General features: G+C 71.2%; 16 protein-coding genes. 3 read left to right on the forward strand and 13 right to left on the reverse strand.

The features are described 5' to 3' along the window. Positions 1 to 181: 181 nt before the first annotated feature. From GTQ99_RS06185 to GTQ99_RS06200, 4 genes are all read right to left on the reverse strand, one after another. Positions 182 to 1,546 (reverse strand): family 4 glycosyl hydrolase, encoded by a 1,365-nt coding sequence (locus GTQ99_RS06185; protein ID WP_166614869.1) that lies wholly within the window; start codon positions 1,544 to 1,546, stop codon positions 182 to 184. Positions 1,547 to 1,637: 91 nt separating this feature from the next. Beyond that, a complete protein-coding gene (locus tag GTQ99_RS24850; protein WP_166614870.1) occupies positions 1,638 to 2,474 on the reverse strand; it encodes an ABC transporter permease subunit in 837 nt (278 codons plus the stop codon). Further along, positions 2,471 to 3,424, reverse strand: a complete 954-nt coding sequence (locus tag GTQ99_RS24855) for an ABC transporter permease subunit (RefSeq protein ID WP_166614871.1) — start codon at positions 3,422 to 3,424, stop codon at positions 2,471 to 2,473. Before GTQ99_RS24855 ends, GTQ99_RS24850 begins: the two co-directional genes overlap by 4 nt. Next, positions 3,421 to 4,770, reverse strand: a complete 1,350-nt coding sequence (locus tag GTQ99_RS06200; RefSeq protein ID WP_166614872.1) for an ABC transporter substrate-binding protein — start codon at positions 4,768 to 4,770, stop codon at positions 3,421 to 3,423. The genes GTQ99_RS24855 and GTQ99_RS06200 overlap by 4 nt, the downstream gene beginning before the upstream one ends. A gap of 184 nt (positions 4,771 to 4,954) precedes the next feature. On the opposite strand from GTQ99_RS06200, the gene GTQ99_RS06205 reads away from it, so the two are divergent. Beyond that, positions 4,955 to 5,710, forward strand: a complete 756-nt coding sequence (locus tag GTQ99_RS06205; protein ID WP_166614873.1) for a DeoR/GlpR family DNA-binding transcription regulator — start codon at positions 4,955 to 4,957, stop codon at positions 5,708 to 5,710. A 600-nt stretch (positions 5,711 to 6,310) separates the two neighbouring features. Here the strand turns inward: GTQ99_RS06205 and GTQ99_RS06210 are convergent. The 9 genes from GTQ99_RS06210 to GTQ99_RS06250 form a co-directional block, all read right to left on the reverse strand. Beyond that, entirely contained in the window at positions 6,311 to 7,825 is a 1,515-nt protein-coding gene (locus GTQ99_RS06210) for an APC family permease (protein WP_166614874.1), read from the reverse strand. A gap of 42 nt (positions 7,826 to 7,867) precedes the next feature. After that, positions 7,868 to 9,277, reverse strand: coding sequence for an aspartate ammonia-lyase (locus GTQ99_RS06215; RefSeq protein ID WP_420814516.1), 1,410 nt, complete (start codon positions 9,275 to 9,277; stop codon positions 7,868 to 7,870). A 173-nt stretch (positions 9,278 to 9,450) separates the two neighbouring features. Beyond that, positions 9,451 to 10,590: a M20 family metallopeptidase gene (locus GTQ99_RS06220; protein WP_166614876.1), complete on the reverse strand. Its 1,140-nt coding sequence runs from the start codon at positions 10,588 to 10,590 to the stop codon at positions 9,451 to 9,453. Next, on the reverse strand, positions 10,587 to 11,261 hold the full coding sequence (locus tag GTQ99_RS06225; protein ID WP_338074761.1) for a DUF1028 domain-containing protein: 675 nt from the start codon (positions 11,259 to 11,261) through the stop codon (positions 10,587 to 10,589). The genes GTQ99_RS06220 and GTQ99_RS06225 overlap by 4 nt, the downstream gene beginning before the upstream one ends. Further along, complete coding sequence (locus GTQ99_RS06230) at positions 11,258 to 11,680, reverse strand: RidA family protein (RefSeq protein ID WP_166614878.1); 423 nt, start codon at positions 11,678 to 11,680, stop codon at positions 11,258 to 11,260. The genes GTQ99_RS06225 and GTQ99_RS06230 overlap by 4 nt, the downstream gene beginning before the upstream one ends. Beyond that, a complete protein-coding gene (locus tag GTQ99_RS06235; protein WP_166614879.1) occupies positions 11,680 to 13,080 on the reverse strand; it encodes an NAD(P)-binding domain-containing protein in 1,401 nt (466 codons plus the stop codon). Before GTQ99_RS06235 ends, GTQ99_RS06230 begins: the two co-directional genes overlap by 1 nt. Positions 13,081 to 13,193: 113 nt before the next feature. Further along, positions 13,194 to 14,744, reverse strand: coding sequence for a GMC oxidoreductase (locus GTQ99_RS06240; protein ID WP_205706893.1), 1,551 nt, complete (start codon positions 14,742 to 14,744; stop codon positions 13,194 to 13,196). Between the two features lie 22 nt (positions 14,745 to 14,766). Next, complete coding sequence (locus GTQ99_RS06245; protein WP_166614881.1) at positions 14,767 to 16,365, reverse strand: cytosine permease; 1,599 nt, start codon at positions 16,363 to 16,365, stop codon at positions 14,767 to 14,769. 314 nt (positions 16,366 to 16,679) lie between these two features. After that, positions 16,680 to 17,606, reverse strand: coding sequence for a LysR substrate-binding domain-containing protein (locus tag GTQ99_RS06250; protein ID WP_166614882.1), 927 nt, complete (start codon positions 17,604 to 17,606; stop codon positions 16,680 to 16,682). Positions 17,607 to 17,905: 299 nt separating this feature from the next. Here GTQ99_RS06250 and GTQ99_RS06255 point away from each other — a divergent pair, with 299 nt between their 5' ends. Then, positions 17,906 to 19,399 (forward strand): aldehyde dehydrogenase, encoded by a 1,494-nt coding sequence (locus GTQ99_RS06255; protein WP_166614883.1) that lies wholly within the window; start codon positions 17,906 to 17,908, stop codon positions 19,397 to 19,399. Positions 19,400 to 19,401: 2 nt separating this feature from the next. Further along, the coding region (locus GTQ99_RS06260) for an amidohydrolase (protein WP_205706894.1) at positions 19,402 to 21,136 on the forward strand (1,735 nt) is incomplete at its 3' end.

The following is a 21,136-nucleotide window of genomic DNA, read 5'->3' on the forward strand; positions in this document are numbered from 1 at the left end:
GGGGATGGGCGTGCTCACGAGCTGCTCCTTCGAGCGTCGAGGGGTCGGAGCCTGGAGTCGTGGTGGCGGGGCTGGATCGCGGGCTGGATCGCGGGCTGGATCGCGGGCCCGGCGCTGCAGGGAGGCAGGCGTGAGGTGCTGGCCCGCTGAGTGCCGGTCCGCTGAGTGCTGGGCGCCGTGATCAGGCAGGCGCGGTCGCCGCGGCGAAGGGCTCCAGTCCGGCGCCGTGCGCCTTGACCGCATCGTCGAGGATGGCTTCGGCCATGGTGCGCCCGGCGACCAGCGGGTCCAGCACGAGGGCCTGCACGGCCAGCTCGCGGCTGCCTTCCAGAGCGGCGCGCACCGTGATCTCCTGCTGCTGCGCGCGGGCGGTCAGGACCGCGGCGATGGCCTGCGGCAGCGGACCGACACCCAGCCCGGTGATCCCGCCGGCTCCCACGACCGCGGGCACCTCGACGACGGCCGTGGACGGCAGGTTGGGGATCTTCCCCTGGTTGGGCACGTTGACCGCCAGTTCCACGTGATCGCGTCCGGTGACGATGGCCTCGGCGATGGAGACGAGCCGCTCGGCTTCCTGGTTCTCACCTTCCGGCAGCGGCAGGGTGCCGTCGGCCTGGGCGTGCAGGCGCTCCCACAGGTCGCTCTTCTCACCGATGTAGCGCATGGTGTCATCGCGTCCGCCCTGCAGGCCCCAGGGCAGCTCGCTCTCGTCGGCCGGTGAGCCGTCGGCGGCGCGCAGGTAGTGGCCGAAGAACTCCGCGACGTGCCGATCCCCCGGTGCCGGGTAGCGCCCGAAGGTGCGGTACAGGTCCGCCGAGACGGCCAGGTGCACCCCCTCCTCGCTGGTGGCGGGAGCATCGATGCCACCGGCGCGTTCGGTGACGGCCTGGCGCAGGCGGGGGTAGAGGTCTTGCGGGCCATGGTGCAGCTCCAGCAGCCAGCACAGGTGGTTCAGCCCCGCGAAGGTCGCGTGGACCTCCTCGGCCGGCACGCCGAGGTCGGCGGCGATCTTGGCCAGGGTGTGCATCGTGCCGTGGCACAGGCCCACCGCCTGCACCGGTGTCTGTGAGGTGATGCCCATGACGTTGGCGGTCAACGGGTTGGAGTAGTTGACCAGCTGCGCCTGCGGAGCCAGGTCTGCGACGTCGCGGGCGATGGCCACCAGTTCGGGCACGTGGCGCAGTGCACGCAGCACGCCGCCGGGGCCGACGCTGTCGCCCACGGTCTGGGCGATGCCGTAGCGGGCGGGGACCTCGACGTCGTGGCGCCAGCCCTCGGCTGCGCCGACGGCGATGGTCGTGGTGACGAAGCGGGCACCGGGCAGGGCCTCGCGGCGGTCGGTGTGCGGGGTGAACGTCAAGTCTGCGCCGCGCTGGGTGGCGATGCGTCGCCCGAGGCGGGCCATCGTGTCGGCGGCCTCGGCGTTGAGGTCGACCAGGTGCACGTTCCAGCCGTCGAAGGTGCGGCTGGAGGCCAGGTCGGTCATCAGGCCGGGGGTGAAGACGGTGCTTCCTGCACCGATGAGGACGATGGACTTGTCAGCCATGAGGTGTGCCTCTTTCGCTCGTGCACGTGGTGGCGCCGCCCTCGCTGTTGCGCGGGGTGGCAGCGCGGGAGGTGGCAGCGCGGGGGGGCGCTCACTTGGTGCTGCCGGCCAGCAGGCCGTTGACGATGTAGCGGTTGAAGATCAGGGCCAGGGCTGCGGGCACGGCGATGGCCAGCACGCCGGCGGCGTTGAGCAGGGTGGAGGGGACCACGTGCCGTCCCTGCAGGGAAGCGATGACGACCGTGAGCGGCTGGGTGGAGATGTCGCTGGAGAGGACCAGGGGGAAGAGGAACTGCGCCCAGGCGAAGAGGAAGGTGATGAGCGCGGTGGAGATGATGCCCGGGCGGGCCAACGGCAGCAGCAGGTGCCACAGGACCTGCAACCGGTGCGCACCGTCGACCAGGCCGGCTTCCTCGATGCTGACCGGCAGGCTGGCGAAGTAGTTGTGCAGGATCCAGGTGGCCAGTGGCAGGAAGCCGGAGACGTACACCAGGACGATACCGGTGTATGTGTTCACCAGTCCCAGGCTGCTCATGATGCGGTACAGCGGGATGAGGGTGGTGTAGGCGGGGAAGGCCATGGTGGCCAGCAGTGCGTAGAAGAGCAGGTTGCGCCCGCGAAAGTGCATGCGCGCGAAGGCGTAGGCGGCCAGGGTCGCCAGGACCACGGTGACGATGGTGGCCAGTCCGCACTCGATGACGATGTTCAGCGAGGCGCGCCGGATCTGCTCGGGCACGTCACCGGATCCGGTGAGCAGCGCCCGGTAGTTGTCCAGGGTCGGTCGGGTCGGCACGTACTGGGCGGGGCTGGAGCGGGCGTCGGCTTCGGTCTGGATGCTGGTCTTGACCGCCCAGTACACCGGGATCAGCGACCACAGCAGGACCAGGACGATGCCGCTCCAGCGCAGGGCGGGGGTGCGGGTCCTCACAGTTCCACCTTGCGGTAGACCAGGCGGACCACCGCGAAGGAGATGACCAGGGTGGTCAGGGTGATGAGCAGCGACAAGGCGTACCCCTGTCCGAAGTCGAGGTTCTGGAAGCTGATGAAGTAGGTCTGCATCATCACCGAGGCGCCGGTGTCGGCTGCCCCGTTGAGCACGTACGGCTGGTCGAAGACGTTCAAGGTGGCGATGGCGGCTTGGACCATGGCCACTGCGATGCCCGGGCGGGCCAGCGGCAGGGTGATGCGCCAGAAGGCTGACCAGCGCGAGCAGCCGTCGATCTGTGCGGCCTCGTAGAGCTCAGCGGGGATCAGCTGCAGCGCGGCGAGGATGAGCAGCGCCGAGAGCGGGGTGATCTGCCAGACCTGCACGAGCTCGATGAGCGCGATGGTCAGCAGCCGGTGCTGGCCCAGCAGCAGCGTGTCGCCGGAGCCCAGGTGCAGCGAGGCCACCAGGCTGTTGATCAGCCCGGAGCTGGGATCGAAGATGCCGCTCCACAGGATGCCCTCGACCACCCCGGGCAGCGCCCACGGCAGGATGGCGACGGCGATCACCAGGCTGCGGCCGCGGAAGGGGCGCTGCAGCACCACCGCGATGGCCACTCCGAGCAGGGTGGAGAGCGTGACGCCGACGAGGACGTAGAAGCCGGTGTTGACCAGGCTGGAGACGACGGCGTCGTTGCGCAGCAGGCGGGTGAAGTTGCCGAGGCCGTCGAAGCGCGTCGGCGGGTCCAGTGCGCTGACGCGGAAGAAGGACTGGACGACGGTGAAGACCGCGGGGACCAGGGCCAGGCAGATGATGAAGAGGGCGACGGGGGCGACGAGCAGGTAGGGCAGCAGGTCGAGGCGGCGCCGGCCGGTGGCGGTGGCCTTCCCCGCAGCGGTGCCGGCGCCACCGGTGGCGCCCGGTGTCCTGGGTGCCTGCGAGGTCGATGTCACGAGCCGCTCGCCAGTTGCTCGGCCTTGTCGGCGACGCCCTCCATGGCGGCTTGCACGCTCATCGAGCCGGTGGCTGCGGCGTGCAGGTTGGTGTAGACGGCGTTGGAGAACTCCGGGTACCAGGTGGGCGCCCCGCCCTCGAAGACCGGCCTCGACTTCTCCAGCATCGGGATCAGTGCATCGCCCTGCACGAGGTTGCCGCCACTGGTCATCGCCTGCACCGCCGAGAGGCGGGAGGGAATCGGGTAGCCGGTGTAGGCCTTCTCGGGGCCGTTGACTCCGGCGAAGTCGGTCTGCTGCTGCTGGGAGGTGAACCACTCGATGAACTTGGCTGCGGCGTCGGGGTACTTGGCCTGCTTGGGGATGCCGATGCCGTCGGGGTTGCTCAGGTTGGCCGCGGGCCCGTCCACCCCCGGGGTGGGCAGGTAGCGGACCTTGCCGACGACGGTGCTGGAGGCGGGGACGTCATAGAGGGTGCCGACGGTGCCGGAGTAGTCGGAGAAGGTGCTGGCGACCTGCCCTTGGGCCATCAGCGTCTGCTGGCCCTGGCTGTCGGTGACGTTGATGCTGCCGGGCGCGACGAGTCCTTCGGTCAGGGCGCCCACCATCCACTCGGCTGCGCGGTAGCCGCCGGAGTCCGGGTCGGTGAACTGCGCCTCGCCGTTCTCGTCCAGGACGCTGCCCCCGAAGGCCGCGGTGGTCTCGTACCAGTAGGTGGAGAGTCCTTCGGCGGCCGCGAAGGGGATGTTCAAGGGGTGCTCCACGATGCCCCGGGCTTTGATCTGACGCAGGGCCTCGGTGTACTCCTCGATCGTCGCCGGCGCCGGGTCGACTCCCGCGGCGGTGAACATGTCGACGTTGATGGTGGTCACCATGAAGGAGGCGTCGTAGGGGATGCCGACCACGTGGCCGTCGGTGCTGAAGGAGGCCAGCTGTGGCACGTCCTCGGCCATGGCGTCGGTGTCGAGGTAGGACTCCATCGGGTAGAACCAGCCGAGCCTGCCCAGCTGCCCCACTCGTGACCAGTCGACGTTGGTGGCGTCGGCGAAGTAGGTGTTGGCGGTGGCTGCGGCGGAGATCTTGGTCTGCAGGCTGTCCCAGTCGAGGTTGACCCACTTGACGGTGATGCCGGTGTCCTGGGTGAAGGTGTCCAGGGCGGCCTGCGGCAGCGGGTCCCCGGCCAGCGCGACGGTGATGGTGACACCGCTGGTCTGGGTGGATCCGCCGCTGCTGGCGCCGCTGCCGCCGCCGCAGCCGGCGCTCAGCAGCACCGCGGTGGCACCGGCCAGCGCGCTGCGGCGCGAGAGCGCTGCTCGGGCTGCTGGTGCGCTTCCCTGCTTCGGCATGACGCCTCCCAAGTGCATGGATTCTGCGCAGATCGCTCACTTCACTGTGAGCAGTTTTGCGCGGTTGTCGAAGTGAACACTAGGAGTCCGCTCCATCGCCGTCAACGGCCTCATGTTGCGTTCTTGTTGCGGACACACTCGTGAGTGAACGCGCAAAAGTGCTCACTCGGGTAGGGTCCGACGGATGCGGAAGGCTGAACGGCTCAGCGCGATCCTCGATCGCGTCTCCGACGGCGGATCGGTGGACGTCATCGAGTTGGCCGCAGCACTGGGCGTCTCCGGGGCCACGGTGCGCCGAGACCTGCAGACGCTCAGCACCAACGGCCTGCTGGTGCGAACCCACGGCGGAGCGGTGGCCAACCAGGTGGGTGATGAGCTGCCGGTGCGGGTGAAGGCGACCCGCCGTCACGGCGACAAGCGCCGCATCGGTGCAGCGGCGGCGGCCCTGATCCACGACGGCGCCATCGTCGGGATGACCGGTGGCTCCACCGCCCTCGAACTCGCCCGCGCCCTCAGCGAGCGGCGCGGCATCACGGTGGTCACCAACGCGCTCGACATCGCCGTCGAGCTGGCAGGACGCAACGGCATCCGCCTGGTCGTGATCGGGGGCATCGTCCGCCACTCGCTGGAGCTCGTCGGGCCGGCGGCGGAGTCGATGCTCTCCAACTACCACCTCGACATGGCCTTCATCGGTGTCGACGGCCTGAGCATCGAGGACGGCTGCACCACCTACGACGAGATGGAGGCGCAGACCGACCTCGCCTTCCTGCGCCGCTCTCGGCGCAGCATCGTCATCGCCGACAGCTCCAAGATCGGCAGGGTGACGTTCGCGCGCATCAGCGCCCTGTCCGAGGTCGACGACCTCGTCACCGATCGCGGCGCCACCCCTGAGGACCTGGAGGCCGTGCGAAGCGCAGGAGTACACGTCGTCACCGTGTAGCTGACCTCACCGTGCAGTCGACCTCACCGTGCAGCTCACGGGGCAGATCGCGCTCTGAGCGAGGTCACGAACGCAAGCGGTACCGGACGGCCCGTTGACCCGGGGACGATGCCACTGACCCCCACTCACGCGCCCCAGCTACTGACGAGCAGCTGATCCACCCGCGCTTGCACAGCGAGGCCCCCAGCCGCCTACGAGCGCCAGCGCCTCCAGCATTCACCCGTTCGAGCGCCATCGATCACGGGCGCTGCAGCCTTGGGTGCCAGTGGCGGTGGCGGCTGGGGGCAGAGCAGTGACCGATCGGGACACCACCGCCTCCTGAGGTGGTGCGTCGGCGGCGATGACGCGGAGCGCCAACGAGGACACAGCCACCTGGGCAAGGCCCCGGGCGATCGGCGTCACAAGACGTTGAGCGACCTGCTCGGTGAGCGGCGGCGCTGCGGTGCGCGACCCACCGCTCGGTGCAGGCGCTGGTGGCCGACATCGCCGATGTGGCTCGCTGGGTGGGCCGAGCACCCGCGCTGGTGCGTGGGCATCGCAAGCACGAAGTGCACTCCAGGTCTTCGGCGGCTGCCGCCGAGGAGGCACGGCCTCAGGGCATCAGCTGTCAGTCGTCACCTCGGTCGACTGCCGCCCGCGGCCGCCGGCGGCGACTCCCACCAGAGCGGCGACCACGACGATGACGAGCGTGCCGACGGTGAACAGCTGGAAGTTGCCGCGCGAGACGCCCCACTCGTCGACGAAGGAGTACTCATAGCCGAGCAGGCCCTCCAGCAGGCCTGGGACGACGGCGCCGATGGTGCCGAGCACGATGAACACCAGCACGATCGCCGACAGGACCAGGAAGCCGGTGCGGCCACCGGGGACCACGTACGGGCGCGGCACATCGTCCACCCGCCGCAGCCGCACGAGCGCGGGGACGATGAGCAGGTAGCTGATGAGCAGGGTGGACACCGCGACGGTGAGGACCACGACGAAGACCGCGCCGACCGTGCCGTCCACCAGGGTGCTGGCGGCGATCAGGAAGATGGTGGAGACGATCCCGGAGACGATGTTCATCCGCACCGGAGTGCCGAGCCGGGCGGAGAACTCACCGAGGCGGGTGTCGTAGAAGGCGCCGTCGGCGGCGGCGACGGCCTGCATGCGGTCGGTGGCCATCATCCACGCGCTGCCCTGGGTGAGCAGGCCGTAGACGAAGGCGACAGCGGTCAGCGTCAGCAGCGGGCCGGCGGCCGGGCCGAAGACGGAGTACGTCTGCGCGATGGCCTGCATCACCCCGACGTCGGCCATCCGATCCGCCGGGGTCACCAGGACGATGGCCAGCACCGGCAGCAGGTAGGCCACGAGCGTGATCGCCGCGCCTCTGGCGATGGCCACCGGGGTGTCCTTCTGCGCATCGTGCATCTCCTCCGAGGCCGCGCTGGGGGCTTCGAAGCCCACGTAGGCGAACAGCGCGACGGGCACGATGGCCAGGAAGCCCGCGGTCGTGGGGGCGGCGGTGGACCAGTCGAGACCGGCGGTGCCCTCGCGGGCCACGTGGAGGGCGGCGGTGAGGGTCAAGCTCAAGAGCACGAAGAGCTTGGCGAGCGCGCCGATGTTGATGAGGACCTTGCCGCGGCGCAGGCTCACGATGGCCAGCGCGATGGCCGCCCAGACGAAGGCGAGCTTGAAGAAGGTGTCGCCCAGGCCGCCGTCGCTGGTGTGCACGACGTACTCGGACCACACGGCGCCGGCGATGAAGGCCAGCGACCCGCCGAGCCAGATGGGGTTGGTGATCCAGTACAGCATCACCGCGACGGCCGCCGCGGTGCGCCCGTACGCCCGGCGGACCCACTGGTAGGGGCCACCCTCGGCGGGATAGGTGGCGGAGGCTTCGGCGAACACCAGCGCGTAGGGGATGAGGAAGGCCACGCCGATGAACGCCGACCACACCATCCCCTCCAGCCCGCCGGAGGCGAGCACGGCGATGCTGTCGGCGCTGATGACCGCGGCGACGATGAACAAGACGATGTCGCCGCGGCGCAACGTCTTGACCAGGCGGTTGCGCTGGATCCCGGCTGCTGCTGGGTGGACGGCGTCCGTGGTGGACGGCCCGTCGGTCGTGCCGTGCGTCATCGTGGGCTCCTGGTCTCTGCGGTGAGGCGTAGTGTGCCCGACCTACCCCTCGCGCGGGGCGGCGGTGGCCGGCAGGTTGGCGAGGCGTTCGGGGCGCAGCAGGAGTGTCAGCTGCTCGCGGGTCAGCAGACCGGCCTCGGTCACCAGCTCCGGGATGGAGCGCCCGGTGCTCAGCGCCTGAGCGGCGATGCGGGTGGCGGCTTCGTAGCCGATCCAGGGGTTGAGCGCGGTCACCAGCCCGATCGAGTGCTCGACGCGGTGGCGCAGCAGGTCGGCGTCGGCGCTGATGCCGCGCACGCAGCGTTCGGTCAGGGTGAGCACCGCTTGGCGCAGCTGCAGCGTGGATTCCAGCAGGCAGTGCGCGATGACGGGTTCGAAGGCGTTGAGCTGCAACTGCCCAGCTTCGGCGGCCATCGAGATGGTGACGTCGCGGCCGACCACGGCGAAGGCGACCTGGTTGACGACCTCGGGGATCACGGGGTTCACCTTGCCCGGCATGATGCTGGAGCCGGCCTGGACCGCAGGCAGCCGGATCTCGCCCAGTCCGGCGCGCGGGCCGGACGACAGCAGCCGCAGGTCGTTGCAGATCTTGGAGAGCTTGACGGCCGTGCGCTTGAGGACACCGGAGAGCTGGACGAAGGACCCGACGTCCTGGGTGGCCTCGACCAGGTCGGCGGCCGGCACGAGCGGGTGGCCGGTGAGCTGGGCCAGCAGGGTGCACGCGCGCTGGGCGTAGCCGGGTGGGGCGTTCAAGCCGGTGCCGATGGCGGTGCCGCCGAGGTTGATCTCGTGCAGCAGGGTGGCCGCCTCGCCGAGGCGCTGGATGTCCTCGCGCACCATGACGGCGTAGGCGCCGAACTCCTGGCCCAGCGTCATGGGCACGGCGTCCTGCAGCTGGGTGCGGCCCATCTTGACCACGTTGGCGAACTCCGCTGCCTTGGCGGCGAAGGCCTCGGCGAGGCCGGTCATCGCCTCGCGCAGTGCGTGGACGAGGTCGAGGACAGCGATCTTGACCGCCGTGGGGTAGACGTCGTTGGTGCTCTGCCCGAGGTTGACGTGCTCCAAGGGGTGCAGTTGCGCGTAGTCCCCGCGTGGGCGGCCCAGCACCTCCAGGGCGCGGTTGGCGATGACCTCGTTGGCGTTCATGTTGGAGGAGGTGCCGGCGCCGCCCTGGAGGAGGTCGACGACGAAGTGCTCATCGAGGTGGCCGGCTCGCACGTCGCGGCAGGCCGCGGTGATCGCTGCGGCGCGTTCGGCGTCCAGCGAGCCGAGTTCCCCGTTGGTGAGCGCGGCCGCCTGCTTGACCGCGCCGAGGGCGCGGACGAGCTCGGGGTGCTCGCGGATCGCCCGGCCGCTGATGGGAAAGTTCTCCAGTGCCCGCAGCGTGTGGATGCCGTAGTAGACCCCGGCGGGCACGTCGCGTACGCCCAGGGCGTCGTGCTCGGCGCGCACGGCGGCGGCGGTGACGGTGGCGGTGGCAGCGGTGGCGGTGGCGGTGGCAGCGGAGACGGTGGGGGCAGCGGAGACGGTGGGGGTAGCGGCGGTGGCGGCTGCGGCCTCGTGCTCCACGGTGGGCTCCAGTTCTGCAGGTGAGGCGAGGCGAGCGAGGTGAGGTAAGGCGATCGTCAGCGGGTGTGCTCGGCGAAGAGATCCACCACGGTCCACGCCAGCGCCGTCGCCGCGTCGTGGACCATCGCATCCGCGGACGCTCCGACGCAGGCCGCGGCGAAGGCCGGTTCGTGGTTGGCCGCGCCGGCGCTGTCGATGCGGACGTAGGGGTGGATGGCCGGTACGAGCTGGCTGACGTTGGCCATGTCGGTGGAGGCGCGGTTCATCCGAGCCGCCGCCCCACCGGTGACCGAGGGGCGCCCCAGGGCGGTGGCGTTGGCCTCGTAGACGGCCAGTGCCGCCTCGTCGGTGCGGAACTGCGAGTACGGCTTGCTCTCGGGGGTGATGGTCAGCTTCGCTCCCGAAGCCAGCGCACCGGCCTGAAAGCAGCGGTTCACCCGCTCCTCGAGCTCGGCCAGCTCGGCCAGCGACTCGGCGCGCACGTACCAGCGGCCCTCGGTCAGCTCCGGGATCGCGTTGGGCGCCTGCCCACCGTTGGTCATGATGCCGTGCACCCGGGTGCCGGTGGGCAGCTGCTGGCGCAGCAGGCCCAGGGCGACCTGGGCGATGACGAAGGCGTCGTTGGCGTTGACGCCCTGGTCGGGGTAGGCGCCGGCGTGCGCGGAGCGGCCGCGGTAGCTCACGTGCGAGTGCGCGACGGCGAACGGTTCGGCGCGGGCGACGTCGGCGGGGGCCGGGTGCGCCATCAGCGCCAGGTCCAGGCCCGCGAACGCGCCGCGCTCGAGCATCTCGATCTTGCCGCCGCCGCCCTCCTCGGCGGGGGTGCCGTAGACCTCGACGGTCAGGTCCAGCTCGTCGGCCACGGCCGCCAGCGCGCGGGCGGTGCCGACGGCGCTCGCGCAGATGAGGTTGTGCCCGCAGGCGTGGCCCAGCCCGGGCAGCGCGTCGTACTCAGCGACGACACCGATGCGCCGCGAGCCGGTGCCGCTGGAGGCGAAGACCGCGGTCGGCAGCTCGAAGGCGCCGGTGCGGGCGCTGAAGCCCGCCTCGGTGAGCTCGCCGGCCAGCCAGTCGGCGGCGCGGTGCTCCTGCCAGCCGACCTCGGGATGGGCGTGCAAGCGTTGGGCGAGGTCGACCAGCGACGGCATCGCCGCGGCGATGACTCCAGCCGTGGCGTCCTTGAGGGTGCTGCTCATCGCTGGTCCCCGGGCACGCCGTAGCCGGGGGCGTCCTCGGGGCGCAGGGCCCGGACGATGTAGTCCTCGCGCTGCGGCTCCCACACCTGCAGCAGGTCGGTGAGGTCCTGCAGCGGGGTCTCGCTCCAGTCCACGCGCAGGTCGGTGACCCGCCAGCCGGCGCCGGTGACCACCGACAGCCCGGCCGAGTGCACCGGGCCGGCCTCGCCGCCTTCGGCCATCGCGGCCTCGTAGGCGGCCAGCAGGCGCCGCTCCAGGGACCCCGTGGCCTGCAGGTAGGCCTCCACCAGGCGCTGCGGCACCCGCGGGGTGGCCAGCAGGTTGCCGGCTGCGGCGGCGCCCTCCACCGCGTGCTCACCGACGGTGCCCAGGGCGTGGGCGCCGGAGTGGACAGCCGTGCGCCCCGCGGCGTCGACGAGGAGCAGCTGGCGCCAGTCGGCGGTGGGCTCACCGGCCACGAGCTCAGAGAGCGCGTCGGCGGCGCCTGCGCCCGCCGCCAGCAGGTCCAGCAGCCTGGGCCCGAGGCGGGGGTCGGTGACGTTCTGCGAGTGCACTGCGCCGACGCCGTCGCGCAGGTGCACGCAGCGGGCGGCGACGGCCGGGGAGGAGGAGCTGATGAGCGAGCCGAAAGCGCCGGTCTGCGCGTCGCGGACCACCAGGGAGAAGGTCACCGCGTTCCTTCCGAGAGCACGGCCGTGGCGTCGATCTCCACGAGCCATTCCGGGCGGGCCAGGGAGTGCACGACGATGCCGGTGGAGACGGGGAAGACGCCCTTGAGCCAGCGGCCCATGGTGCGGTAGACCACCTCGCGGTAGCGGACGTCGACGAGGTAGACGGTGACCTTGACGATGTCGGCCAGGGAGCCGCCGGCTTCGTCCATGAGCATGGCGATGTTGGCCATGGCCTTCTCGGTCTGCGCCTCGACGTCGCCGATGCCGACGGATTCGCGGGTGTCGAGGTCCTGGCCGATCTGCCCGCGCAGGTACACGACCCCACCTGCGACGACGGCCTGGCACAGGTCGTTGTCGAGGTTCTGCTCGGGGTAGGTGTCCTTGGTGTTGAACGGGCGGATGCGGGTGTGGGTGGGCATCAGAGGGCTCCGCTGGTGGTGAGGGCCGGGCCGGTGGCGCTGGGGTCGTGGTCGCCCACCGCCTCGTGGGCGCTGTTCGGAGCGGCGTCGTGGGCGGCGTTGTGAGCAGTGCCGTGAGCGCTGCCGTGAGCGCTGTCGTGGGCGGCGTCGTAGGCGCTGTAGCCGCGCTGGATGGCGATGCTCTCGGCGAGGTGGGCGGCGTCGTGCCACACGCCCCAGATGAAGCTGGACCCGCGGCGGGACTGCCAGGGCAGGCCCAGGAAGTAGATGCCGGGTTCGCCGGACACCCCGCGCTGGTGCTTGGGGCGCCCCTTGTCGTCGACGGCCCCGGCGGGCAGCCAGCTGTAGTCGGAGACGAAGCCGGTGGCCCACACGATCGAGGTGACACCGGCGGTGGCGAGGTCGAGGTGGGGCAGGGGATTGCGCACGCTCTCGGGCTCGGGCCCGAGCTGGTGGGCCTGCGGCTCTTCGGGCAGGTTCAGGCCGTTGCGCTCGACGTAGGCGTCGGCCTCGTCCAGCAGTGCGAGCAGGTTGGCGTCCCCGGCGGCGATGTTGCGGCGCAGGTCTGCGCCGAAGCGCACGGTGCCCGCCTCGTAGGACAGGGTGCGTCCCACCAGCGTCATCCCATCGGCGGCGAAGTCCCGGAAGTCCACGGTGCGCCCGCCGCGGGCTCCGCTGACGGCGATGGTGACGTGCTCGGCGCCGGCTGGCGGGGTGGCCATCTCCCATTTGCCCAGCACGCCGAGCCACCAGCAGAAGTCCCGGCCGCGGTAGCTGCGCGGGGGACGCTCGTGCGGGCCGACCGAGAGGTACACCTGCCGGCCGGCGCGCTGCAGCTCGTCGGCGATCTGGGCGCCGGAGGATCCGGCGCCGACGACGAGGACCGCGCCAGGCGGCAGCTGCTGGGGGTTGTGGTAGGCGCTGGAGTGGATCTGGTGCACGCCGGCGTCGGCGGGGACGATGGTGGGGATCACCGGTGTCTGGAAGGCGCCGGTGGCGGCGACGACGTAGCGCGCCTGCAGGGTGCCTTCGGAGGTGTCGACGGTGAAGCCGGGGCGGCCGGCGTTCTTGACCACCTTGCGCACCTCGACGCCGCAGCGCACGGGTGCGCCGATCTTGTCGGCGTAGGTGGTGAAGTACTGCGCGACTTGTTCCTTGGTGGCGAAGGCGTCGGCGTCGACGTCGGGGAAGAGTTCGGAGAAGGTCAGGCCCGGGAAGCGGTCGTGCCAGGCGGGGCCGTTGGCCACCAGCGAGTCCCAGCGCCCGGTGCGCCACTTCTCGGCGATGCGGTCGCGTTCGAGCACCAGGTGGGTGATGCCGCGGGCGCTCAGGTGTTCGCTCATGGCGATCCCGGCCTGGCCTGCGCCCACGACGAGGACCTCGATCTGTTGGCTCGACACGCCAGCTCCGTTCGGTGGTTCCCAGGTGATGCCGGTGCCGCCATCCTGGCGACCCACTGGGCATCGTTCAAATAGTTCTTGTGGCTGTCGCGCATCGCTCTTTCAGATGCGCTTTAGATGCGCTGGCGCAGCAGGTCGGCTGCCCGCTCGGCCAGGACCATGACCGTCCCGACGGGGTTGACCGCGGTCACGGTGGGGAAGACCGACGCGTCGACGATGCTGAGGTTGTCCAGGCCGATGAGCCGCAGCGAGGGGTCCACGACGCTGGCCGGGTTCTCGGCGGCGCCCATGCGGCAGGTGCCGCAGACGTGGAAGACCGTCTGGTGCACAGCACGTTCGCGCCGGGAGATCTCCTCATCGGTGTGCGCGTCTTCACCGGGGAAGACCTCGCGGACGACGTGACCGGCCAGCGGCTGAGCGGCTGCGATCCGGCGGGCGAGGCGGACACCGGCGACGAGCATGCGCTCGTCGTGCCCGTCGGGGTCGGTGAAGTAGCGGTAGTCGATCTTCGGTGGGGCGCCTGGATCGGCGGAGTCGATCCAGACCCGGCCACGGCTGCGGGGTTTGGCCACGTTGGAGGCCATCGACACGTTGCGCGTCGGCAGCTGCACGCCTTGCGCTTCGACGTGGTCGCCGACGGTGGTCACGGGCAGGTGCATGAGGACGTCGGGGCGCTCCGCGCCTTCGTCGACGGTGGTGAGCACGCCGGCGTCCCAGTCGGTGGCGCGCACGTCGGGGATGTCGAGGTCGACTTCGAAGATGGTGATGCCCTCGGCGTGGTCTTGCAGGTTCTCCCCCACGCCGGGCAGGTCGACGACGACGTCGAGGCCCGCCTCGGCCAGGACGTCCTTGGGCCCGATGCCTGAGAGCAGCAGCAGCCGCGGGGTGTCGATGGCCCCGGAGCTGAGGACGACCTCGCGGGTGCCGTGGAAGCGCTCTTGCACGCCGTCCTCGCGCACGGTCTCGACGGCGCTGACCCGGCGGCCCTGCACCTGCAGGCGCGTGGCCCGGCGCCCCAGGATGACGTGCAGGTTCGACCGCTGCAGCACCGGGTGCAGGTAGGCGACGGAGGCTGAGGAGCGGATGCCGGTGGTGGGGTCGTAGCCGATCTCGAAGAAGCCGGCGCCGGCGGTGAGGTCCTCTCCGGCCGGCAGGTCGTTCCAGGTCTGCCGGCGCGGCACGCCGAGTGCTGCGACCGCCGCTTGGAGGCTGAGCTCGACGACGGGGTTGCGGTCCTGCTCGGCGACCGGGGTGATGGGTGCCTGCACGCGGCTCCAGTACGGCAGGATCGTCTCCGCGTCCCAGCCCTGCGCGCCGAGGCCGACCCACTCGCGCAGGTCCGAGGCCAGCGGCTTCCAGGAGATCATGGTGTTGACGCTGGAGCAGCCGCCCAGCAGCTTCATGCGGGTCTGGTGGATGGAGCTGTTGCCGCGCTCTTGGGGCACCGAGCGGTAGTCGAGGTCGTACTCGCTCTCGAGCAGTTCGGGCCAGCGGGCGATCTGCAGCGCCCGCGGCTCGTCGATGTCGCTGGGTCCCCACTCCAGCAGGCCGACGCTGAGCTGGGGATCCTGCGAGAGGCGGGCGGCCACGATGCAGCCGGCGGTGCCCCCACCGACCACGAGGACGTCGAAGTCCTGACGCGGGGCGTCCTGGGTGGTGTCCACGACGGGCAACGGCTTGTCTCCCTCAGTCCAGCGTGCCGACCGGCTCGGCGCCGGTGACGGGGGTGGGCGCGGCCGCAGCGGTCGGCGCAGTAGTGGCGGCATTGACTGTGGCCGCAGGGGTGGCGGCGCTGACTGCGGTGGCAGGCGCGGAGCCAGCGCTGGGAGCGGCTGCGGGGCTGAGCCCAGCGGTGCCCGCGGTGAGCCCAGCGGTGCCCGCGGTGAGCCCGGAGCTGTGCGCGGTGAGCCGACGGCGCATGAGGACGTAGTACAGCGGGCAGATGACGATCAGGCCGACGATCCAGGAGACGTCCACCCCGCCGAGCGCGGTGGCCAGCGGGCCGACGAAGAAGGCGGTGACCAGGAAGGGCAGCTGCACGGCGATGCCGACGAAGTAGCACAGGACCGCGACGGCGTTCACCCGCCCGTAGATGCCGCCATCACGCGCGAACAGCGAGGGCAGGTGGTACTCGCCGTGGCGCAGCAGGTAGTAGTCCACGAGATTGACGGCCGTCCAGGGGATCAGCACGCACATCAGCAGGATCATGAAGTTGGAGAAGTTGACCAGGAAGTTGTCCGCGGCCGCCATTGCCAGCACGAGCGCGAGCGCGAAGATGGCCAGCGTCGCGACGGTGCGCGCCCGGGGCCCGGGCCGCCAGTTGTCGAAGAGGGTCTGTCCGACCGTGATGCTCGCCAGGCTTCCGCAGTACAGGTTCGCGCCGTTGGACACGCTCAGCCCGACGGCGAAGACGGCGATGAGCAGGGAGCTGATGCCGGGGGCCGTCTCGCGCAGGGCGTCGGGGGTGCTCAGCTGCGGCAGGGCGGCTCCGGTGACGGCGCCGACGATCATGCCGAAGATCGAGCCCAGGACGCAGCCGAGGTAGGTGGCCCAGAAGGCTGGGCGCACCCCGGTGCCCTTGGGCATGTAGCGGCTGTAGTCGGAGACGTAGGGGGCGTAGGCGATCTGCCACAGGGCGGCGATCGAGACCGTCGCGCTGAAGCCGACCCAGTTGAAGGAGCCGGTGCGCAGGACGTCGGAGGGCAGCGGGTCGACGGCGATCCACCACACGATGAGGACGAGGAAGGCCGTGCCGGCCAGGATCGACATGATCGTGCCCAGGGCGTGCAGCAGGCGGTAGCCGACGATGGCCGCGACGACGCTGATGAGGCCGATGGCGACGACTCCTGCGCTCGTGGGCAGGTGCGCCAGGCCGGCGAGCGCCTGGCCACCCAGGACGAGGTTGGAGGCGAAGAAGGCGGTGTACATCAGCACCACGATCACCACGACCAGCAGGCTGCCGAAGGAGCCGAACTGGGCCCGGGTCTGCAGCATCTGTGGAATGCCCAGCTGCGGGCCCTGCGCGGCGTGCAGCGCCATGACGACGCCGCCGACGACGTTGCCGATGACGACGGCGAGGATGCCTGCCCACAGCGGCAGGCCGTAGACGGCGGTGGCGATCGCGCCGCTGGCCATGGTCAGCAGCATGATGTTGGCGCCGAACCAGATGGTGAACAGGTTGCGGGTCTTGCCGTGCCGCTCGGTCTCGGGGATGTGCTCGATGGTGCGGGCTTCGACACCGCTGGACCGGGTGGCGGTGACGTCGGCCGTGAGGTCGTCCTGCACGACAGGCTCCTTCGCTCGGAGCGGCTCGGCGGCCGCTGCGCAGTCAGGATCCGCGCTGGACCCCGCCGCGCCAAACAGCCATCGCAGCTGCCCTGCATCTGTTTCGGCGATGAATCACGGGCGTCACGGAGCTGAAACGCAGGTGAAACATGCGTTGCCCGCGCGGGTAGTGGGCGAGGTGTGGACGAGCGGTTCGGTCAGGACCCGGCGAGGGCTCGGTGGGCGGTTGGGTGCGGCATGGACGCAGCAAGGGACGCGGCAAGGGATGCGGCAAGGGCGGCCGCGGCGGGACGGTCCTGCCCGCGTCGGGGCGGTCAGTCGCGGCGGCTGAGCTGGCGGCCCACCACCACGCGCACGGCGTCGGCGACGGCTTGGGCGCGGGCGGTGGTGCGCATCGAGGCGAGGGTGGCGATGACGAACGGCAGCGCCGGCACGTCGTCGGCGATGGCGCGGGTGACCACCGAGCGCCCGTCGTAGGTCTGATCGTGGCGCGGGCGCAGGTTGAGGATGGAGTACCCGTGCCCCTTGGCCACCAGCGAGCGCACGGTCTCGTAGCCGTGCGAGCGGTGCCGGATGACCGGCTCGACGCCGGCGGAGGCCAGCAGTGACAGGAAGTACTCGCGGCTGTGCGGCAGGTCCAGCAGGATCATCCGCTCGTGGGCCAGCTCGCGCAGCGGGATCCTCGCGCGGGCGGCCAGCGGGTGCGCCGCGGGCAGGATCACGTGCGCGGGCACCTGGGCGATGGTCTCGCGCCGCACGTCGTCGGAGTAGCCGAAGTCGTAGCTGATGACCATCTCCGCCTGCCCGGAGCGCAGCGCATCGCGTGCACCGGCGGCGTCGACTTCGAGGACCTGCACCTCCAGGTGGGGGTGCTCCTCCTGCACCAGCGCGAGCACGTCGGCGAGCAGGAAGGGAGCCATCGTCACGAAGCAGGCGATCCGGATGGTGCCGCGCACCTGGTTGTCCAGGCCGCGGGCCGCATCGAGGGCCTCATCCAGGCCCGCCAGCACCGCGCGGGCATCGCCCAGCAGCTGCTGACCGGCCGCGGTCAGGGCGAGCCCCTTGGAGCGTTGGCGGATGAACAACTGCGCGCCGACCTGCTGCTCCAGCTGCGCCACGGCGGCTGAGACGGCCGATTGGGCGACCAGCAACTGCTGGGCGGCCACGGTCATGCTCAGGCAGGTCGCGGCCTCGATGAAGTAGCGCAGCTGGGTCAGCGTCACATCGGCCTTGCGCGCCATGACTGCTCCTTCCGGTGGGTCACGATGCTAGCTGTGCATCAGGAGAGCAGTTGCGCAGCGACACCCGGATCGATGCACCCGAGAACTGTGCGCAGCGGACTGCCCACCGCGCCCGCGTTACAGCCGTGTTTCGCATCTGCCTTTCCGATGCACTTCAACGACAACCCCGTATTGAGCGCCGGCTCCCCCCTGCCTACGCTGCTGCGAAGACCCGGCAGACCCGGCGGGAGCGACGGTCGACGACGATCGCATCAGGCGCCCGGGCCACCATCCGCGGGCTCGACAGTGGGAGAACGACCATGACGAAGACCGCTCAGCACTGGCACGAGCTCGCAGGCACGCTGAAGCACCCGACCCTGGCCGTCATCGACGGTCAGCTGACCGAGGCGGCCGACGGGCGCACGCAGGCCAACCACGACCCGGCCACCGGCCGCCAGCTGTCCCAGGTCGCCCAGTGCGCCGAAGCTGACGTCGAGCGCGCCGTCCGCGCCGCCCGCGCCTCCTTCGAGCGCGGCACCTGGCGCGGGCAGCCGCCCGCCGAGCGCAAGCGCACCCTGCTGCGCCTGAGCGAGCTGCTGCTGGCCCACGCCGAGGAGCTGGCGCTGCTGGAGAGCCTGGACACCGGCAAGCGCATCGCGGACACCTCCGCGATCGACGTGCCCGGTGCCGCCGCCATCCTGGCCTGGTACGCCGAGGCCATCGACAAGGTCTACGGCGAGGTCGCGCCCACCGCCGCCGGCAACCTCGCTGTCGTCACCCGCGAGCCCGTCGGCGTGGTGGCCGCCGTCGTCCCGTGGAACTACCCGCTGGAGACGGCGATCTGGAAGCTGGCTCCCGCCCTGGCCGCCGGCAACAGCGTCATCCTCAAGCCCGCCGAGGAGTCCCCCTCCACCGCGCTGCGCCTGGGGGAGCTGGCCTTGCAGGCCGGGCTGCCCGCCGGTGTCCTCAACGTGGTGCCCGGCGAGGGCGCCGTCGTGGGTCGCGCGCTCGGGCGCCACCTGGACGTCGACGCCGTCGCCTTCACCGGCTCCACCGAGGTCGGGCGGCTGTTCCTGGGCTACGCGGCCGAGACCCGCATCCGCCGCCTGCAGCTGGAGTGCGGCGGCAAGAGCCCCAACATCGTCTTCGCCGACGCCGCCGATCTGCAGGCCGTGGCCGACGGGGTGTGCTCGGGCATCTTCTTCAACGCCGGCGAGGTGTGCTCGGCCAACTCCCGCCTGCTCGTCGAACGCTCGATCGCCGACGAACTGCTGGAGCTGGTGCTCAAGCGGGCCGAGGACTTCCGCCCCGGCGACCCGCTGGACCCCGCCACGGGCATGGGCCCGCTGGTCAGCGACCGGCACGCCGAGAAGGTCCTCGAACTCATCGCCGACGGCAAGGCCACCGCCACCCTGCGCACCGGCGGCGGCATCGCCGGCCCGCGGCGCACCTTCGTCGAGCCCACCGTCTTCACCGACGTCGACCCGCGCTCGCGCATCGCCACCGAGGAGGTCTTCGGCCCGGTGCTGGCGGCCTTCACCTTCGACACCGAGGAGCAGGCGCTGCAGCTGGCGCACCAGAGCGCCTACGGGCTGGCCGCCTCGGTGTGGAGCGACAGCCTCACCCGCGCCCACCGCGTCGCCGACAAGCTGCGGGCGGGGACCGTCTCGGTCAACTGCATCGACGCCCTGGATGTCACCACCCCGTTCGGAGGCTTCAACCAGTCCGGGTTCGGGCGCGACCTGTCGCTGCACGCGTTGCAGGAGTACACCGCGCTGAAGACGACGTGGTTCTCCTACGGTCAGGGCGCCTGAGGATGAGCGCACCAGACCTGCTCTTCACCGGCGGCGCCGTGCTCACCATGACCGGCCAGCACACCACCGACCAGCACACCGCCGGCCAGCACGCCACCGGCCAGCGCACCGCCGACCAGCCCACCCCCACGGCTCTCGCCGTGCGCGGAGGGAAGATCCAAGCCGTCGGCGGGCAGGAGCTGCTGACCACCCGCGGCCCGCGCACGCAGGTCATCGACCTCGCCGGCGGAGCCGTCCTGCCCGGCTTCCAGGACGCCCACGTCCACGCCGTCGCCGGTGGTCTGCAGCAGCTGGGCTGCGACCTGTCCGGCGTCCACGGCGCGCTGGAGTACCGCCGGCTCATCGCCGCGTACGCAGCGCGCCACGACGGGCCCTGGATCGAGGGGTCCGGATGGTACGGCGACGCCTTCACGGGAGGCTTCCCGACCCGGCACTTCCTCGACGAGCTCGTCCCCGACCGGCCGGCGGCCTTCCTCAGCCACGACTGCCACGGGGTGTGGGTGAACTCCCGCGCCCTGCAGCTGGCCGGCATCGACGAGCGCACCCCCGACCCGGCGGACGGGCGGATCGTGCGTGATGGCGCAAGACGGCCCAGCGGCCTGCTGCTCGAAGGGGCCGTCGACCTCATCAGCGCGGTGCGGCCCGTGGTCGATGCCGCCGGACTGCGTCAGGCGCTGCGCCAGGCCCAGTCCACCTTTCACGCCGCCGGGATCACCGCGTGGCAGGACGCCATCATCGGTGAGGGGCTGGGCATCCCCGACAACTACGAGACCTACCGCAGTGCGGCCGCCGAGGGCTGGCTGCGCTCGCGCGTCACCGGCGCGCTGTGGTGGCCCCGTGGCGGCGGCGCGGAGGAGGTGAGCCGGCTGCTCGAGCGCCGGGCCGGCGCCGAGGGTCGCTTCAGCGCCACCGCGGTCAAGATCGTCCAGGACGGCGTCTGCGAGAACCTCACCGCAGCGCTCAGCCGCCCCTACGCGGGCCACCCGCACGAGAGCGGGCTGAGCTTCTTCGAGCCGCAGGTGCTGGCGGCCACCGTGCGCGACCTCGTCGCCGCAGGCTTCGACCTGCACCTGCACGCCGTCGGTGACCGGGCCGTCGCCGAGTGCCTGGACGCCCTGGAGCCCACTGTCGGCGAGAAGGACTTCCGCCATCAGATCGCGCACATCGACCTCATCGCCCCCGCCGACATCCAGCGGATGGCCCGGCTGGGGGTCATCGCGAACATCCAGCCGCTGTGGGCGCGGCAGGACCCGGTGCTGGTCGACACCAAGCTGCCCTACCTCGATGAGGCCCATCAGCGCCAGCACTTCCTCTTCGGTGCGCTGCACCGGGCCGGGGTGCAGTTGGCGATGGGCTCGGACTGGCCCGTCTCGGACCCGACACCGCTGTGGGGCATCCACACCGCCGTCAACCGCACCGCACCGCCGAGCGACCCGCACGCCTTTGACGAGCGCTCCCAGCACGAGCCGCTGCTGCCGGGTGAGCGCCTGAGCGTGCTGACCGCGCTGCAGGGCTACACCCGCTGCGCGGCCCGCGCCAACCGCCTGGACCACCTCAGCGGCACCCTCACCCCCGGCTTGGACGCTGACCTTGTGATCTTGGACCGTGACCCGCTGCAGGTGCCTGCCGCCGAGCTGGGGAGCCTGCGCGTGCGCGCCACCGCCATCGCCGGGCAGTTCGTCCACGAAGCCTGGGACCGCTCCCCCACCAACACTTCCACCCCCACCTCTACTCCCG

The sequence above is a fragment of the Kineococcus vitellinus genome, from assembly GCF_009906315.1.
Lineage (GTDB): Bacteria > Actinomycetota > Actinomycetes > Actinomycetales > Kineococcaceae > Kineococcus > Kineococcus vitellinus.

What these genes read in the sequence shown, in the direction of transcription:
- GTQ99_RS06220 (WP_166614876.1), bottom strand. Translation starts at nt 10,590, where the DNA reads ATGAGCAGCACCCTCAAGGACGCCACGGCTGGAGTCATCGCCGCGGCG.
- GTQ99_RS06205 (WP_166614873.1), top strand. Translation starts at nt 4,955, where the DNA reads ATGCGGAAGGCTGAACGGCTCAGCGCGATCCTCGATCGCGTCTCCGAC.
- GTQ99_RS06255 (WP_166614883.1), top strand. Translation starts at nt 17,906, where the DNA reads ATGACGAAGACCGCTCAGCACTGGCACGAGCTCGCAGGCACGCTGAAG.
- GTQ99_RS06200 (WP_166614872.1), bottom strand. Translation starts at nt 4,770, where the DNA reads ATGCCGAAGCAGGGAAGCGCACCAGCAGCCCGAGCAGCGCTCTCGCGC.
- GTQ99_RS06230 (WP_166614878.1), bottom strand. Translation starts at nt 11,680, where the DNA reads ATGCCCACCCACACCCGCATCCGCCCGTTCAACACCAAGGACACCTAC.
- GTQ99_RS06185 (WP_166614869.1), bottom strand. Translation starts at nt 1,546, where the DNA reads ATGGCTGACAAGTCCATCGTCCTCATCGGTGCAGGAAGCACCGTCTTC.
- GTQ99_RS06250 (WP_166614882.1), bottom strand. Translation starts at nt 17,606, where the DNA reads ATGGCGCGCAAGGCCGATGTGACGCTGACCCAGCTGCGCTACTTCATC.
- GTQ99_RS06210 (WP_166614874.1), bottom strand. Translation starts at nt 7,825, where the DNA reads ATGACGCACGGCACGACCGACGGGCCGTCCACCACGGACGCCGTCCAC.